Source organism: Micrococcaceae bacterium Sec5.7, assembly GCA_039636785.1.
Lineage (GTDB): Bacteria > Actinomycetota > Actinomycetes > Actinomycetales > Micrococcaceae > Arthrobacter.
This window is the reverse complement of sequence record CP144169.1, coordinates 3606731-3622028: the sequence shown is the minus strand read 5'-3', so window position 1 is coordinate 3622028 and position 15298 is coordinate 3606731. Positions and strand designations below refer to the sequence as shown.

At 66.1% G+C, this 15298-nt stretch carries 15 protein-coding genes and 2 riboswitches; of the genes, 9 read left to right on the top strand and 6 right to left on the bottom strand.

Annotated elements, in window-relative coordinates; all coding sequences use genetic code 11:
- Positions 1 to 41: 41 nt before the first annotated feature.
- Positions 42 to 302, bottom strand: coding sequence for a DUF4235 domain-containing protein (locus V3C33_17365; protein XAS67195.1), 261 nt, complete (start codon positions 300 to 302; stop codon positions 42 to 44).
- 221 nt (positions 303 to 523) lie between these two features.
- Positions 524 to 630, top strand: a riboswitch (TPP riboswitch).
- Between the two features lie 70 nt (positions 631 to 700).
- On the opposite strand from V3C33_17365, the gene V3C33_17360 reads away from it, so the two are divergent.
- The 3 genes from V3C33_17360 to V3C33_17350 are packed head-to-tail and all read left to right on the top strand — an operon-like array spanning position 701 to position 3671.
- A complete protein-coding gene (locus tag V3C33_17360; protein ID XAS67194.1) occupies positions 701 to 1321 on the top strand; it encodes an ECF transporter S component in 621 nt (206 codons plus the stop codon).
- On the top strand, positions 1321 to 2871 hold the full coding sequence (locus V3C33_17355) for an ABC transporter ATP-binding protein (GenBank protein XAS67193.1): 1551 nt from the start codon (positions 1321 to 1323) through the stop codon (positions 2869 to 2871). The genes V3C33_17360 and V3C33_17355 overlap by 1 nt, the downstream gene beginning before the upstream one ends.
- On the top strand, positions 2868 to 3671 hold the full coding sequence (locus tag V3C33_17350) for an energy-coupling factor transporter transmembrane component T (protein ID XAS67192.1): 804 nt from the start codon (positions 2868 to 2870) through the stop codon (positions 3669 to 3671). The genes V3C33_17355 and V3C33_17350 overlap by 4 nt, the downstream gene beginning before the upstream one ends.
- A gap of 12 nt (positions 3672 to 3683) precedes the next feature.
- On the opposite strand, the gene V3C33_17345 is transcribed toward V3C33_17350, so the two are convergent.
- Positions 3684 to 4526 carry a hypothetical protein gene (locus tag V3C33_17345; GenBank protein XAS67191.1) on the bottom strand — a complete coding sequence of 281 codons (843 nt, stop codon included), beginning with the start codon at positions 4524 to 4526 and terminating at the stop codon, positions 3684 to 3686.
- Between the two features lie 246 nt (positions 4527 to 4772).
- On the opposite strand from V3C33_17345, the gene V3C33_17340 reads away from it, so the two are divergent.
- A complete protein-coding gene (locus V3C33_17340) occupies positions 4773 to 6296 on the top strand; it encodes a UDP-N-acetylglucosamine 1-carboxyvinyltransferase (GenBank protein XAS67190.1) in 1524 nt (507 codons plus the stop codon).
- A gap of 129 nt (positions 6297 to 6425) precedes the next feature.
- Positions 6426 to 7664, top strand: coding sequence for a glutamate--cysteine ligase (locus V3C33_17335; GenBank protein ID XAS67189.1), 1239 nt, complete (start codon positions 6426 to 6428; stop codon positions 7662 to 7664).
- Between the two features lie 41 nt (positions 7665 to 7705).
- Here the strand turns inward: V3C33_17335 and V3C33_17330 are convergent, their stop codons facing one another.
- From V3C33_17330 to V3C33_17320, 3 genes are read right to left on the bottom strand one after another with little or no spacing between them, the layout of a single operon-like run.
- Positions 7706 to 8914: an O-succinylhomoserine sulfhydrylase gene (locus tag V3C33_17330; protein XAS67188.1), complete on the bottom strand. Its 1209-nt coding sequence runs from the start codon at positions 8912 to 8914 to the stop codon at positions 7706 to 7708.
- A complete protein-coding gene (locus V3C33_17325; GenBank protein XAS67187.1) occupies positions 8915 to 9334 on the bottom strand; it encodes a rhodanese-like domain-containing protein in 420 nt (139 codons plus the stop codon).
- The gene (locus V3C33_17320; GenBank protein XAS67186.1) at positions 9331 to 9642 is read right to left on the bottom strand and encodes a DUF1737 domain-containing protein; all 312 of its coding nucleotides are present in this window, start codon (positions 9640 to 9642) and stop codon (positions 9331 to 9333) included. The genes V3C33_17325 and V3C33_17320 overlap by 4 nt, the downstream gene beginning before the upstream one ends.
- A 13-nt stretch (positions 9643 to 9655) precedes the next feature.
- Positions 9656 to 9770: riboswitch (SAM riboswitch) on the bottom strand.
- A gap of 224 nt (positions 9771 to 9994) precedes the next feature.
- Between V3C33_17320 and V3C33_17315 the strand changes: the two genes are divergently transcribed.
- The 4 genes from V3C33_17315 (at position 9995) to V3C33_17300 (ending at position 14610) form a co-directional block, all read left to right on the top strand.
- A complete protein-coding gene (locus tag V3C33_17315) occupies positions 9995 to 11329 on the top strand; it encodes an NtaA/DmoA family FMN-dependent monooxygenase (protein XAS69778.1) in 1335 nt (444 codons plus the stop codon).
- A gap of 2 nt (positions 11330 to 11331) precedes the next feature.
- A complete protein-coding gene (locus V3C33_17310) occupies positions 11332 to 12990 on the top strand; it encodes an aromatic amino acid ammonia-lyase (protein ID XAS67185.1) in 1659 nt (552 codons plus the stop codon).
- Entirely contained in the window at positions 12987 to 14021 is a 1035-nt protein-coding gene (locus V3C33_17305) for a cysteine synthase family protein (GenBank protein ID XAS67184.1), read from the top strand. The genes V3C33_17310 and V3C33_17305 overlap by 4 nt, the downstream gene beginning before the upstream one ends.
- A gap of 205 nt (positions 14022 to 14226) precedes the next feature.
- Positions 14227 to 14610, top strand: a complete 384-nt coding sequence (locus V3C33_17300) for a hypothetical protein (protein XAS67183.1) — start codon at positions 14227 to 14229, stop codon at positions 14608 to 14610.
- A gap of 82 nt (positions 14611 to 14692) precedes the next feature.
- On the opposite strand, the gene V3C33_17295 is transcribed toward V3C33_17300, so the two are convergent.
- Positions 14693 to 15172: an SRPBCC domain-containing protein gene (locus tag V3C33_17295; GenBank protein XAS67182.1), complete on the bottom strand. Its 480-nt coding sequence runs from the start codon at positions 15170 to 15172 to the stop codon at positions 14693 to 14695.
- Between the last annotated feature and the right edge of the window lie 126 nt (positions 15173 to 15298).

Below are 15298 nucleotides of genomic sequence, written 5' to 3'. Positions count from 1 at the left end.
ATCCGCCCGACCACAGGGCTACGTAACCGAACGCGAACGCGTTAGACGATGTCCTGCGTCTTGGCGAAGCGGGCGATGGCGTGCTGGGTGCCGCGGTTGGCGAGCACCTGGATGAGAGTGCTGACGACTGCCGAAATCAGAGCGAACGTCAAGGCGGAACGAAGGCTGGTTTCGGCGTTGTTCTTACCGGTCGGCGGTTTATCGCCGGTGGACTTTTCCCAGACGCTGTTGACGAGCTTGGTGCCGACCAGGCCGGCGCCGATGCTCACGCCGGTGCCAAGCAGTTTGATGAAGGGATTCATTCCGGGGACTCCTTGCGAGAGGAAACAGGGCTGCCCCTAGCCTAACCGCCCGCAACTGAAGAGCCCGTTCAGGACTGCGGCCGCTCCTGCATCCCCTGCATCCGGACTCTGCTCATTGTGACTGTCGGGCCCCCGCAAACCCCGCTCCCGCGGTGTAAACTGGACACGCCCACAAGGGCAGATTTATTTACGACAGGGGAGCGCCGCCGTCGGGCCTCACTGGCATTTGCCAGGGGTGCTGCGGATGGGCGCTGAGAGTGCGGACAACCGCAGACCCTCGAACCTGATCCGGCTAGTACCGGCGTAAGGGAGTCGAGTTCTCAAAGTGTCCGGCAGCGGGCGGCGGAAGCCGCACCGGCCGGGGAGCGCTTTCCCCTCCTGTTCCTCAGGAGGACGACATGACAACTGCAGCTATTAAGAAGACCAGTTACAACTGGCGCGTGGTGGACATCGTGGTGGCGGCACTGATCGCCGTCGCCGGTGGCGTGATTTTCTGGGCATGGTCCCAGGGTGCCGCTCTGGTGTCGGCACCGATGAACGCCGCCTACCCGCCGCTGACCGGGCTGATCAACGGCGGCTGGTTGATTCCGGCCGTGTTGGGCATGCTCATCATCCGCAAGCCGGGCGCCGCGCTGTTCTGCGAAACGGTTGCTGCCACCGGTGAGCTCATCATGGGCTCGCAGTACGGCACCACCGTGCTCATCTCCGGCGTGCTGCAGGGCCTCGGCGCCGAGTTGGTGTTCGCCGCATTCATCTACAAGAAGTTCAACTTGACGGCGTCCCTGTTGGCCGGGGCGGGTGCAGGTCTCTTCGGTGGCCTCAACGACTCCTTCCTGCCGTGGGGCTGGAACATCGCCTACGAAGCGGGCGACAAGCTCGCCTACATCGTGTTCAGCTCGATCTCCGGTGCCGTCATTGCCGGTGCCCTGTCCTGGATTGCCACGCGCGGCCTGGCCAAGACAGGTGTGCTGAGCTCCTTCGCCTCACGCAAGGCAGCGACGGAGCCCGTCTTCTCCTGATGCCCGCCCGCGACGCCGGTGTCCGACCGGCCGCTGTTTCCGCGCGTGGCTGGGGCTGGCGGCATGCCGGCCGCTCCGCCCCCGCCGTCCATGGCCTGGATCTGGACATCCGGCCAGGCGAGCGTGTGCTGCTGCTCGGGCCTTCGGGCGCGGGCAAGTCCACGCTCCTGCATGCCCTGGCGGGTGTGCTGGGGGATGAGGACGACGACGCCGACGAGACCGGCTCGCTGCTGGTCGACGGCGCCGCGCCGCGCACCCGGCGCGGGCGGGCCGGCCTCATGCAGCAGGACCCGGAAACCCAGGTGGTGCTTTCCAGGCTTGGCGATGATGTGGCCTTCGGCGCCGAGAACCTCGCCGTGCCGCGCGAGGAGATCTGGAAGCGAGTGCATGAAGCGCTTGAGGACGTCGGGCTGCGCAGTACTGCCGGCGACGGCTTGCCGCTGGACCACCCGACGTCGGCCCTGTCCGGCGGGCAGAAGCAGCGTCTCGCGCTGGCCGGCATTCTGGCGATGCGCCCCGGGCTGATCCTGCTGGACGAGCCCACCGCCAACCTGGACCCCGCAGGAGTGCTGGAAGTCCGGGACGCCGTGGGCCGCTGCCTCGACAAAACCGCCGCCACCCTGGTGGTGGTGGAGCACCGGGTGTCCGTGTGGAAGGACCTCGTGGACAGGATTGTGGTGCTTCAGCCGGGGGCTGCTTCCCGCGGCGGGGCGTCCGGCAAGCCCGGCGTTCTCCTTGACGGCCCGCCCGATCAGGTGCTGACGCAGGCACGGGACATGCTCACCGCTGCCGGCGTGTGGGTGCCCGGCTACGTGCCGGCCACCCGCGCCCGGACCAATGGCGACGGTGCGGCCGAGCTGCTGCTCGCTGCCCAGGATCTTGCCGTCTCCCGGGAACGCCCGCGTCGCCGCGGCTTCCGCACCATCCCGCCCGTTCCGGTGCAGTCGGGCATCACGGCCCAGGTCCGGTCGGGCCAGGCGCTCACCATCACCGGTCCCAACGGTTCCGGAAAATCCACGTTCGCCCTCACCCTCGCGGGGCTCCTGGCTCCGGTGGACGGCAAGGTCTCCGCCGCGGTCGAACTTTCCGGCGGTGCCGGGATCGATCCCTTCAAGTGGAAGGCCGAGCAGCTGATCCCCCGCATCGGCACCGTTTTTCAGGAACCCGAGCACCAGTTCGTCACCGGCCGGGTGCTGGACGAGCTGATGTTCGGCCCGCGCCATCTGGGCCACGGCGAGGAGCGCGTGGACGAACTCCTTGAACGGCTGCGCCTGACGCATCTCGTGGACGCCAATCCGTACACGCTCTCCGGCGGCGAAAAGCGTCGGCTCTCCGTGGCAACCGTCCTGGCCGCACACCCGAAGGTGCTGGTCCTCGACGAACCGACGTTCGGGCAGGACGCCAACACCTGGGCTGAACTGGCATCCTTCCTTTCGGAACTGCTGGATGCCGGCACTGCCGTGGTCTCCGTGACCCATGACGCCGAATTCAGTGCTGTGCTGGGCGGCACGGAGCTGAAACTGGCTGCTCCGCCTGTGGTCCCGGTATGAGGAATGAGCTGAATCTGCGCGGCAACCAAGCGCTGCTGACCCGCGCCAACCCGCTGGCCAAGTTTGCCGCCGTCTTCGTCATCACCCTGGTGCTGGCACTGTCGATCGACTGGGTTTCGGCGTCGGTGGCGCTGCTTGCGGAGCTGATGCTCTTCCCGCTCGCGGGCCTCACCCTCCGCCTGCTTTGGCAGCGCGGCTGGCCGCTGATCCTCGCGGCCGCGGTGGGCGGCTGGAGCACCGCGATCGTCTCGGCGGACGGCGGCGCTGTACTGCTCGACGTCGGGATCTGGTCCATCAGCGAAGGTTCCCTTCAGCTGGGGCTCGGTTTCATGCTCCGCGGACTGGCGATCGCCATGCCGGCCATATTGCTGATGAGCTGCACGGACCCCACCGATCTGGCGGACGCCCTCGCGCAGAAAGCAAGACTCCCGCACCGATTTGTGCTCGGCACGCTGGCCGCCATGCGGCTGGTGGGGCTGATGGCAGAGGAATGGCAGACCATCGGCATGGCCCGTCGGGCCCGGGGAGTGGGCTCGCACGGCAGTCCGCTGCAGCGGCTCCGCGCAACCCTGGGCCAGAGCTTCGGGCTGCTGGTGCAGGCCATCCGGCGCGCTTCCAGGCTGGCTGTGACCATGGAGGCTCGTGGCTTCGGCGGCGCCAGCCGGACCTGGGCGCGCGAATCCACCTACAGCCGGCTGGACGTCTGGGTGGTGCTGGGTGGAGCGTTTATTGCAGCGTGCGCGGTGCTGGCGGCACAGTGGGCGGGGACCTGGAACATGGTGTTCCTGGCGCAGTCCTGAGATGAATCCCGGCTAATTGCAGGAATAGTCGTAGTCGACCCCTTTCGAGACGAACTGGGTGAGTGTGACCTTCCCTCCGGCCGTGAGCGGTGCAGCTGAGCAGTTGCTTTTTGCTCCAGTCAGGGCGCGGGCTCCGGGAAGCCAACTGGGCAGGGTATAAAGGCTGCTGCCCGCGCCCACCGGGCCAACAATCTGCCCCCACTGGTAGGCGGTGGAGTAGATGCCCACTGCCGCTCCAACGCTGAGGAAGTAGGCGCTCATGCCTTCGAGGTCCGCCCTGTTGGCTTTCTTGTCGGCGGACCAGCTGTTAGCTGTCTCCACGTCCAGCCACCACCGATAGTTCGAGGGTCCGCTGATCCCGCGTGTGTTGGCATCGTCGAAGGCCTTGGCGTACCCATACATGTAAGCGCAGGCAGCGGTGGCAGTCCCGTCACAAGTGCCGTATGGATTTTGGACAGGTTGCCCGCCATAAGTGTTGTTCTGCGGCCACCAGGATCCGGCCAGCTCGGGGTTGGCGGTATTGACATAGAGTGCGGTCTTCGGCTGCTGGGTGCCGCCGGTGGATTGCTCCGCCCACGCGAGCTGTTCGGCCAAGCACGGGTTGGTGGTGTTGGCCAAGCCATTATTGACGCCCACGACGGCGAATGCCGGGTCTTTGGGCAAGGCCTTGCCGCACTGCGGCCAGGACACATCGTTGCCCACCAGGACCTGGACGCCTGACGAGGGAGGGGCGGCGTCGGCGCGCGGCCCGTAAGCCAAGCCCAGTGCAGCGGCGATGATGAGGCACAGGAGGAGCGAAACGTGGCGGTTGGACAGCTGCCTGCCCATGGACACCGCCGGGCTTGTTCTGGTCATGGTTGACTTCCGTTCTTGAAGCCGGCCGGAGCCGGTAGCGTTAGCTTGCTACCGCGGGACACCGCAGTCAAGGCCTGCCCGGCGGTTGGTGGACTGTCACGGAGAGTCGGAGAGGACTGCCCGAGACGTCACCTGAGATGCGCAGGGTGACCCTCGTTTATCGCACAGGGCGGGTATTCCGTGACCTTCACGGCATTTCGTGGGCTGGGCACACCAAAAATAGCTCATTTGTGATATTTTTTTGATATGACACAAGAGACTGCTGAACACGTCGGCATATTGCTTCGCGACGCCCGTGGTGAGAAGGGCTGGACCCAAGGCCAGCTCGCCGCTGAACTGGGGACCAGCCAGAGCGCCATTGCCCGGATGGAACAGGGCAAGCAGAATCTCAGCCTGAAAATGATCCAGCGCCTTGAGGCCATCTTCGGCCGCACCATCGTCAAGGTGGGCAAGCCGCAGATGACACACCTGCGCGTGGAAGGCGGCCGTACGCTCTCCGGCGCGGTGGACGTCAACAGCAGCAAAAACGCCGGCGTGGCCCTGCTCTGTGCGAGCCTGATCAACCGTGGGACCACCATCCTGCGCCGGCTGGCGCGGATTGAGGAAGTCAACCGGATCGTGGAGGTGCTCTCCAGCATCGGCGTCGAGTGCACCTGGCTCAACGCCAACGATCTCCAGCTTCGCCGGCCCGCCACCCTTGACCTCGGTTCCATGGATGTGGAGGCCGCGCGCCGCACCCGCAGTGTCATCATGCTGCTGGGCCCGCTCCTGGATGAGTCCGCCGAGTACCGCCTGCCGTATGCCGGCGGCTGTGATCTGGGCACCCGCACCGTGGAACCGCACATGCAGGCACTGCGCCAGTTTGGCCTGAGCGTGGAGGCAACTGCCGGCTTCTACACGGTGCAGGCGCCGCCGTCGGACGGTCTTGACCGTTCATTTGTGCTGACAGAGCGCGGCGACACCGTCACGGAAAACGCCATCATGGCAGCGGCCCACCGCCGCGGCACCACCATGATCCGCAACGCCAGCCCCAACTACATGGTCCAGGACCTCTGCTTCTACCTTCAGATGCTGGGAGTGGAGATCGACGGCGTGGGCACCACCACGCTGAAGATCACCGGCCGCCCGTCCATCGACGTCGACATTGAATACTTCCCGTCGGAGGACCCCATCGAGGCGATGAGCCTGATCACCGCCGGTATTGTCACCGACTCCGAAGTGACCATCCGCAGGGTGCCCATCGAGTTCATGGAGATCGAGCTGGCCACGCTGGAGCAGATGGGCCAGCGGCTGGAGATATCAGGCGAATACTTTGCGCGCAACGGCCGCACCCGGCTGGTGGACGTCACCACCAAGCCCTCGGAGCTGCGCGCCCCGGAGGACAAGATCCACCCCATGCCGTTCCCCGGCCTGAACATCGACAACCTGCCGTTCTTCGCGGTCATCGCCGCCAACGCCCAGGGCCAGACCATGATCCACGACTGGGTCTACGACAACCGTGCCATCTACCTGACCGAGCTGAACAAGCTGGGCGCCCAGGTGCAGCTGCTCGATCCGCACCGGATCTACGTCAACGGGCCCACCAAGTGGCGTGCGGCGGAAGTGGGCTGCCCACCGGCGCTCCGCCCGGCCGCCTGCCTGCTGCTGGCCATGCTCGCTGCCCGCGGCGTCTCGGAACTGCGCAACATCTACGTCATTGAGCGCGGCTACGAGGACCTGGCCGAGCGCCTCAACACCATCGGCGCCAAGATCGAGTACTTCCAGGACTGATCCAAGCAACGCGGGGTCACTTCGCGCCCATGTGGCCGCCCATCATGGGCTCGAAGTGACCCCGCGTTGTTGTTGCGGTGCTTCGTCATTTCCGCGCCACAACGGCCCCGCCTGACGCACAATGTAAGCATGCGCACTTTCGGCGTGGAGGAAGAGCTCCTGATCGTGGACCCCGAATCCGGCGAACCACTTGCCTTGGCGGATGCGCTCCTGGCCGGCCGCATGCTCGCGGCAGATGACGCCCCGGACAAGCCGCGGCTTCCGGAGACAGGGGAAAGAACCGCTCACGATGACGAAATGGGCTTGAGCGCCGAGCTGAAGCTTGAGCAGATCGAGACCCAGACCCGTCCGTGCCTGGACTTCGAGGAACTGCTACGCCAGATCCGGGCGGGCCGCTCCCTCGCAGACCAGGCTGCCCGCAAACACGGTGCCAGGGTGGCTGCACTGGCCACGTCGCCGTTGACTTCAAGGAGCCACACCACCCCGGACCCGCGTTACGCAGCCATGCTGGAACGCTTCGGGCTGACCGCTCAGGAACAGCTGACCTGCGGCTTCCACGTCCACACCTACATTGAGTCAGCCGAGGAGGGCGTGGCCATCCTGGACCGGATCCGGGACAAGCTGGCCGTTCTGACCGCGCTCAGTGCTAACTCGCCGTTCTGGAACGGCGTGGAAACCGGGTTCGAAAGTTACCGCACCCAGGCCTGGAACCGCTGGCCGACGTCGGGCCCTTCCGCGATCTACGGCACGCTGTCCAATTACCGGCGGGTGGTCACGCGCCTCCTGGACAGCGGCGTAATGCTGGATGAAGGCATGCTTTATTTCGATGCGCGGCTGTCCAGGAACCATCCGACGGTGGAAGTCCGCGTGGCTGACGTGTGCCTCCGGGCCGAGGACGCCGCACTGATCGCCGTACTGGTCCGCGCGCTCGTGGAATCGGCCAGCAGGGAATGGCGCGACGGCGTTGAACCAGCCCCCGTTCCCACGGTGCTGCTGCGTATGGCGAATTGGCAGGCGAGCAACTGCGGACTGCGCGGCGACCTTCTGGACTTCGGCAGCTTCCGTCCGGCCCCCGCCGCAGATGTCGTGGATGCCCTGGTGGATTACCTCGAGCCCGTGCTGGCCGAACAGGGTGAGCTGGAACTGGTCCGGAACGGCGTGCTGGACATCCTGAGCCGCGGCACGGGAGCGCAGCAGCAGCGCCGGGTACGCGATGCGGAAGTTGACAAAACCGGGGCCCACGACTTCGCGCTGGGTGCCGTTGTTGCGTATGCGGTGAAAGCCACAATGCGCGGGACGGACGCCGACACGGACGGCCAACCCGAGGATGACGCCGTGCCGGTCCTGCTGCGGGTCCGCCTGTCCTGACGCCGCGGTCTATCCGGCGGTGAGCCTGTCGAAACCCCGGGTCAGATCTGCTTGAGTGCCTGCTCCAGGTCTCTGATCAGGTCGTCCACGTCTTCCAGGCCCACGGACAGCCGCACCACGCCGTCGCTCAGGCCGATGGCCGCGCGGCCATCCGGTCCCATGGCGCGGTGTGTCGTCGTGGCCGGGTGGGTGATGAGCGACTTCGCATCGCCCAGGTTGTTGGAGATGTCGATGATCCGCAGCCCGTCCAGCAACGCAAAGGCGGCGTCCTTTCCGGACTTTCCAGCCGTCGTCGCGAGTTCCAGAGTGAGCACCGTTCCGCCGGCCTTCATCTGCTTGGCGGCGAGATCATGCTGCGGGTGCGATTTCAACAGCGGGTATTTCACCCAGCTGACGGCGGGCTGGCCCTCAAGCCATTCGGCAAGGCGAAGCGCAGACGCGGAGGAGTGGTTCACGCGCAGGGCCATGGTCTCCAGCCCCTTGGTCAGCACCCAGGCGTTGAACGCGGAGAGCGCCGGCCCGGTGTGCCGCATCAGCTGCTTGACCGGCCCGTCAATGAATTCCTTGGTGCCCAGGATCGCACCGCCAAGCACCCGGCCCTGGCCGTCGATGTGTTTGGTGCCCGAGTAGACAATTACGTCCGCGCCCAGCTCGCCGCAGCGCTGCAGCAGGGGAGTGGCAAAAACGTTGTCGACCACCACCGTGGCGCCGGCGGCGTGCGCCAGTTCGCTGACCGCGGCGATGTCCACAATCTCCTGCATGGGGTTCGACGGCGATTCGAAGAACACCGCCGCCGTCGGCTCCGCCAGGGCTTCGCGCCACTGATCAAGGTCCGGCCCGTCAACGAAGACCGTCTCCACGCCCCAGCGCGGCAGGATCTCGTTAAGGATCACGAAGCAGGAGCCGAACAGCGAGCGGGCGGCGACCACGCGGTCGCCGGCTGCCAGCAACGCGCCCAAGGCGGTGAATACGGCTGACATGCCGGACGCCGTCGCAAAGCATGCCTCGGTTCCTTCCAGCAGCCGGAGCCGTTCCTGGAAAGTGGCCACGGACGGGTTGCCGTAACGGGAGTAGACGAATCGTTCGTCCTCGCCGGTGAAGGCGCGCTCGGCGGCGGCCGCGGATTCATAAACGAACCCCGAATTCAGGAACACGGGTTCGGTGGTTTCCTGGAAATTGGTGCGGTCCAGCCCGCCGCGGACGGCCTGGGTTTCAGGGCTCCAGCCGGCGGCGTCTTTGTTGAATGTCACTTAGTTCTGTCCCAGCTTCGATGGCAGGCCGCGGTTCTTCCAGCCGTTGACGGTGCGCTCACCGTAACGGTCAGGTTCGCCTTCGAAGCCTTCGAGTACGTTGTATGCGGTGTAGCCGGCCTCGGTGGCAGCGATGGCTGCTGCGATTGACCGGGCGCCGGAGCGGCAGAGGAATACCAGTTCGACGGCGGTGTCCGCCGGAGCCTGCTGCTTGAGATCCGTGATGAATCCGGGGTTGAGGATGCCTCCGGGAAATGTCCACTGGATGAACAGGGGATCGTTGGCTGATCTGTTGGCGGACGCGGTGTCCGGGATGCCGATGTGCGCCCATTCGCCTTCGGTGCGGACATCCACCAGGACGGCGCCGTCTTCCAGCTTGGCCCAGGCTTCCGGCGGGGTGAGGTCTCCGGCGTAGCTCATGCGTGGCCCTCGCCGTCGAACTCGTCGTCGTTTTCCAGATCGTCCACGGCCGTGGCGACGGCGGCATCCGCGCTGGCGATTGCAGCCGGAAGGACGATGGCCTGCGCCACGATCACGCTGGTGCCGTTGAACGTCGCAGCAGGGCTGCCGTGCAGTACGTAGCCTTCGGCCAGGGCGGCTGAAATACGCTCGCAGAATATGCGGTCGTCCGTGCCTGTGATCAGGCGGTACGACAGTTTTTCCCCGGTGGCAGGTTTATCCCCTGCGGAGGCGGGTCCTTGGGACTCCGGGGCGGGCGCGTCAGACATGACGGATCTCCTTCTCTCACGCTTGCAGCTCGAATGGTCGATATGCCGAGTATTCACCTGAGGCACCCCGCCGCGAAAGGGAGGGTTGCCGACCGGCCAGTCAGGGCTTGGCGCCGGTTCTCATTACTCCCCAAAAACGTAACACTTGCAGCGGCGGCCCGCACCGCCGCCTTCGTCATGTTGCGTAACGCTCATCCTTGCAACGCGACTCCAACGCGGGGTCACCTACGGCCCATCCCGAGCCCCTCAATGGGCCGTAAGTGACCCCGCGTTGCAGTTACAAACGCCGTGGCCGGGGGGATAATGACGGGAGATGAAGCACCGTAACGCCGGATGAAATCAGGCAATTGTGATCGATTCGAAGAGGCCGCGTACCCCCAAATCCGGTCCCATGCTGCATTTTGGATGGTTTGTGGGACACGGATTCGGGGTCCAGGGCTGGGGTACGCCCGGCTACGGGATCGGCTACGACTGGAAGAAACCCGCGCTGTACCAGGACGCGGTGCGGGCGTTTGAGCGGTCCGGACTTGACCTGTTCATCATCGAGGATTCACTCACGGTGCCGGACACCTACGGCGGCACCTCCGAGGTTTCGCTGGCTCAGGCGTCCTTCGCGCCGAAGCACGATCCGCTGGCACTGGTGCCGTATCTGCTGTCCGCCACCGAGCATCTGGGCATCGTCCCCACTGTCAGCGCGTCGTTCTACCCGCCCTTCACCGCGGCCCGGCTGCTGGCCACGTTGCAGCACTTTTCCCACCGGCAACTGGGCTGGAACGTGGTGACCTCGGGCAGCGACCTCGCCGCGCAGAACTACGGCCTGGACCAGCAGATCGAGCACGATCTCCGCTATGAAAAGGCCGAGGAGTTTGTGGATGTGGTCCGCAAGCTCTGGCGGAGCTGGGAGCCGGACGCCATCAGGGAGGACGCCGAGGCCGGGATCTTCGCGGACCACAGCAAAGTGCACCCCATCAACCACAACGGCGAGTTCTTCAAGGTCCGCGGGCCCCTGAATACGGCGCCCTTGCCCGAAGAGCCGGTGCTGGTGCAGGCCGGTGCGTCACCCCGAGGCAAGGCGTTTGCGGGCGGGAATGCCGACGTCGCGATCGCCCTGGCCCGCGGCGCCGACGGCATGAAGGCCTACCGCGATTCGATCCGGGCCGAAGCGGCCAAAGCGGGAAGGAACCCGGACGACGTCAAAGTCCTTTTTGTTCTCAAGCCCACCGTGGTGGGCTCGCGCGCCGAAGCCGACGAGCTTCGGGCTGCGCGGAAGGAACTGACCCAGCGGGACATCGACAGCCAACTGAACTCCATGTCCTACCTGTCGGTGATCGACTTCAAACAGTTCGATCTCGACACACCGCTCCCGGAGCTCAGCACCAACAGCAACCGGGGCACCCTGGAGCACTTTGCCAAGGCCGCCCCTCCCGGTTCCACCCTGCGGGAAATCCTGCAGGCACGCAGCGGCGGCGCGGGGGACAGCATCATCGGCACAGCCGAGGAAGTCGCCGACTATCTGGAGGAAACCGGCGCCCACGTGGGCGGTGACGGCTTCCTCTTCTCCGGTTTTGTGGATCCTGCCACCGTGCACGGCGTGCTGGACAGGCTGACGCCGGTGCTCCGCCGGCGCAAGCTGTTGAGGACGAGTTACGGGAACGGCGGCTTCCGCCAGAACCTGCTGGACTTCTAGCCATGGCCGGTGTCCGCGCACCCAAGATATTCCTGATCGGCACGGCACAGGTCCGCGCCCGTGACGTCGCTGAGGCTGCGGCGGATCCATCTGCCGGGGTGGCCTTGAGCGCGGAGGCCCTTGAGCTCATCGGACGTTCCCGCGAAGTGGTGCAGAACGCCATTGACACCGGCCACAGAGTGTACGGACTCAACACCCTGTTGGGCTCCGGGCGCGATACCGCTGTGGAGGAAGAGTCGCTTTTGGCGTACCAGGTGCAGGTGGTCCGCTATCACCACAGCGGAATAGGGGAGATGCTGGGCCCTGCCGAGGTCCGGGCCGTGATGCTGGCGAGGCTGATCGGCTTCAGCCGCGGCGGCTCGGGAGTGAGGCCGGAAACTGCCCGCTTTTACGTCGAGCTGCTTAACCGGGGCGTGGTCCCGGCCGTTCCGCGCGACGGATCCGTGGGCTCCTCAGACCTGACGCAGCTGGCAGCGGTGGCCGCCGTGGTGATCGGTGAAGGGCAAGCACTGGGACCTGGCGGTGCGCTCATTTCCGGTGCCCGCGTGCTCGCCGACGCCGGGCTTCGGCCTCTGGTGCTGGCGCCCGGTGAAGCGCTCGCGCTGGTGAGCGCCAACTCTTATTCGATCGGCGCCGGGGCCCTGATCCTGGGCCGCCTTCTCCGGCTGGCGGACCTTGCGGACACCGCGCTCGCGCTGTCGCTCGAAGCGACGGCAAGGTACGACGGCGGCGGGAACCTCAGCCCGTTTTCGCCGGCGGTGCAGGCGGCCAAGGCGGTGGACGGTCAGCGGGTGTCTGCGGCCAATGTCCGGCGGCTGCTCAGGGGCGGCTGGCTGGAGGATTCCGGCCGGGAGGTCTCAGTGCAGGACGCACTGTCCTTCCGGGCTGCGCCGCAGACCCACGGCGCGTTCCGGGCGCAGGTCTCGGCGCTGGAGGATGCGCTGGCGGTGGAGCTCAACGGCCGTGGCGACAACCCGCTGACCGATCTTGAGTCCGGTCTGATGGTGTCCGGCGGCAACTTCCAGCCGCTGCAGCTGGCCCTGGCATTTGAGGCGCTGCGTCTGGGACTCGCCCACGTGGGCATCAGCAGCGAACGCAGGATCGCCAAGCTCTACCCGCCGCAGCGCCTGATCCGGCAAGGCAACCTCGAGGCAGCAAGGGGCATCGCCGGCCGGCACCCGGAGGCGCTGGAGTCCGAGGAACTGCCCGGTCTGCTGTGGTATTCGGCAGCGGGGCTGCTCTCCGAACTGAAGTTCCTCGCGGCGCCCGCCACGCTTGGGGCGCCCACGCTGTCGGCTGATGTGGAAGACCACTCAACCCTGGCGCCGCTGGCCCTGCAACAGCTGGAACGCTCAGCGGAAGCGGCTGAGAAGCTCCTCACCATCGAGGCGCTGACCGCCGCGTATCTGCTGGCGGAAGCGAAGAAGGCAGCGGACTCCTGCTGGTCCGGCGAATCCGCCGGGTCCGGTGCAAAGGTGCGGCCGCCCGGCACGGGGGCTGGCGCCGTCGTCGTGCATCTGGCGAAACTGCTGGCCGAACGGCTGCCCGCGGCAGCGCTCGTGGAGCGGGCGCGGACTGAACTGCGCACAGTTCTGGCGGAGCTGCCGGAACTGACGCCGGATGGGCCGCACGGCAGCGATCTTGCAGGAGGGGAATCATGAGCATCGTGACAGGCAGGCACACGGCTCCGGAAGTGGATGTTACGGCGGACGCGGAGGCCGTGCTGGCGCAGGTGGGCAACACGCCGCTGGCGCCGCTTGAGGTCCTCAGCAAAGGGCTGGGCAGCACCATTTACGTGAAGCTGGAGTCGGACAACCCGGGCGGGTCAATCAAGGACCGGACGGCGCTCAGCATGGTGCGGGCCGCCGAACGCAGCGGGGTGCTGCGGCCCGGCGCCACGATTGTCGAAAGTACGTCGGGGAATACGGGAATCGGCCTGGCGCTGATCGGCGCGCTGACGGGGCACCCGGTGGTGGTGGTTACGGGCGACACGATTTCCAGCGAGAAGCTCGCCGCCCTGCACCGCTATGGGGCGAGGGTGGTGCTGACGGACTGGGACGCGCCGTCGGAATCCCCGGAGAACGCGCGTGCCGTGGCGGCCCGGTTCACGGCGGATATCCCTGGCGCGTGGCGGCCGCAGCAGTTCGACAACCCGGACAACCCGCTGGCCCACTACCAGAGCACGGCGCCGGAGATCTGGCGGCAGACGGACGGGAAGGTGACGCATTTTGTGGCGGGCATCGGAACCGGAGGCACCATCAGCGGGTGCGGACGGTACCTGAAGGAGAAATCGGCCGGGCATGTTGAAGTGATCGGCGCGGACCCGTTCGGCTCCACCTACAGCGGCGGTCATGCGGGCGGGATCCTGGTGGACGGTGTGGGAAATGCCTGGCCCGAGGCGGAGTGGCCCAAAATTTTTGACCGCGGCATGGTGGACCGTTTCCTGCGCATTCCCAATGATGAGGTTTACACGACGGTGCACCGGCTGCTGAACGAGGAGGGCCTGTCATTGGGGCCGTCATCGGGACTGTCGGTGGCCGCGGCTGTCCGGGTGGCGCTCGCCGCACCGCACGGTTCCGTGGTGGTGGCCATAGCCCCCGACGCCGGCAGCAACTACCTGAGTAAGGCATTTAATCCGGTGTGGCTGGCTGAAAACCACATCCGGCTGGCGGGGGAGAGCGTGGAGGAGTAGCGGACTGACAACGATCCGGGCACAAAGCGGGTGCGGCCCGTCCGTTCCCCGTTTGCGCGGCGACAATGGGTGGATGGGGACCAGATTCAGGAACTGCCTTGGAGTCCGCTGCCTGAAGCCGGCTGTTGCTGCGGCTCTTGCGGCACTGTTTGTTCCGAGCGTTGCCGGATGTTCCGGCGGGCCCCCGTTCGGCCCGCCTCCTTGCATGCCGCCTGAATATTCAGTGGATCCGTCCTCGGCGAAGCCCGGCGACAAGGTGACGGTCGCTGCGGCGGACGCAACCTGCGATCCGCGTTACGGCGCAAACGCGCAGATCCAGGTGACCGTGTACAGCGCGAACGGCACAAGGATCCTGCAGGAGCTTGCTCCCATGAACGACGCCGGCGGGTTCCGTTTTGTCTTCAACGTTCCGGCCGGTGCGGCTCCCGGCGAGGCGGCGGTCACCGCGGAGCCGCACGGTCTGGACTGGTGCGACGATGCGGGCCGGAACAACCGTGCGGCACCCGGCAGGGCCGGCGTCGTTCCGGCGTTGGTGTCATGTGCACAGCGCATGCAGCCGCTGACAATTGCGCCAGCGGCAGCGGGGTGAGGTGATTCACCCCGCCAGAGGTGGTGCGATCACCTTGACAAGCAACCACAATCCACGTGGACGCTGATGCGGAAGCGGCTGTTCAGCCTGCGCTGGGTCGGGAATCCGTTTGATCCGGCGGTTGTGTTCCAGATTCTCGCTCGGCGATCGACTTCACGCCTTCTACGAGCTGGTCCCACATGCCCTTCGAATGCGCGGCTTCTTCAGTCGTCGCGTTGTTGTCCTGCGACAGCGTCAGGTCCGTCTTGCCGGCGTCGTCCTCGAGTGTCCACGTCAGCGTGTGGTAGTTCTCGGGCGTGTCCTCCTGGCCGCTGAGCGGACTGAAATGCGTGTTCACGAGCCGCCGTCCGGGTTCGAACTCGAGGACTGTGCCCTTGTCCTCGTAATTCTTGCCTTCCCAGACGCCGCGCCAGACGATGGGTCCTCCTATGGCCCAGTCGGTCACGACATCGGTCCCGAACATGAACTCCTCGATTGCGTCATGGTCCGTGAGGACGGACCACACGCGACTTGTTGGCGCATCGATGGTGATCATCGAAGTAGCTACATAGTTTCCAGCCATGGTGAAAGGTCTCCCGTCTGCGAAGTCAACTAACTATCCCACTATGGGTCGGTGGCCGTAAGAGTCAGGGGCTGGCGAGGAAGGGCTGCCCCTGAAGCAGAGGATTACCCGCCACAGGTGAATACA

Bases quoted from the DNA above. Each gene is read 5' to 3' on its own strand.
- V3C33_17365 (XAS67195.1), bottom strand. From the start codon at position 302: ATGAATCCCTTCATCAAACTGCTTGGCACCGGCGTGAGCATCGGCGCC.
- V3C33_17360 (XAS67194.1), top strand. From the start codon at position 701: ATGACAACTGCAGCTATTAAGAAGACCAGTTACAACTGGCGCGTGGTG.
- V3C33_17355 (XAS67193.1), top strand. From the start codon at position 1,321: ATGCCCGCCCGCGACGCCGGTGTCCGACCGGCCGCTGTTTCCGCGCGT.
- V3C33_17350 (XAS67192.1), top strand. From the start codon at position 2,868: ATGAGGAATGAGCTGAATCTGCGCGGCAACCAAGCGCTGCTGACCCGC.
- V3C33_17345 (XAS67191.1), bottom strand. From the start codon at position 4,526: ATGACCAGAACAAGCCCGGCGGTGTCCATGGGCAGGCAGCTGTCCAAC.
- V3C33_17340 (XAS67190.1), top strand. From the start codon at position 4,773: ATGACACAAGAGACTGCTGAACACGTCGGCATATTGCTTCGCGACGCC.
- V3C33_17335 (XAS67189.1), top strand. From the start codon at position 6,426: ATGCGCACTTTCGGCGTGGAGGAAGAGCTCCTGATCGTGGACCCCGAA.
- V3C33_17325 (XAS67187.1), bottom strand. From the start codon at position 9,334: ATGAGCTACGCCGGAGACCTCACCCCGCCGGAAGCCTGGGCCAAGCTG.
- V3C33_17320 (XAS67186.1), bottom strand. From the start codon at position 9,642: ATGTCTGACGCGCCCGCCCCGGAGTCCCAAGGACCCGCCTCCGCAGGG.
- V3C33_17310 (XAS67185.1), top strand. From the start codon at position 11,332: ATGGCCGGTGTCCGCGCACCCAAGATATTCCTGATCGGCACGGCACAG.
- V3C33_17305 (XAS67184.1), top strand. From the start codon at position 12,987: ATGAGCATCGTGACAGGCAGGCACACGGCTCCGGAAGTGGATGTTACG.
- V3C33_17300 (XAS67183.1), top strand. From the start codon at position 14,227: ATGCCGCCTGAATATTCAGTGGATCCGTCCTCGGCGAAGCCCGGCGAC.
- V3C33_17295 (XAS67182.1), bottom strand. From the start codon at position 15,172: ATGGCTGGAAACTATGTAGCTACTTCGATGATCACCATCGATGCGCCA.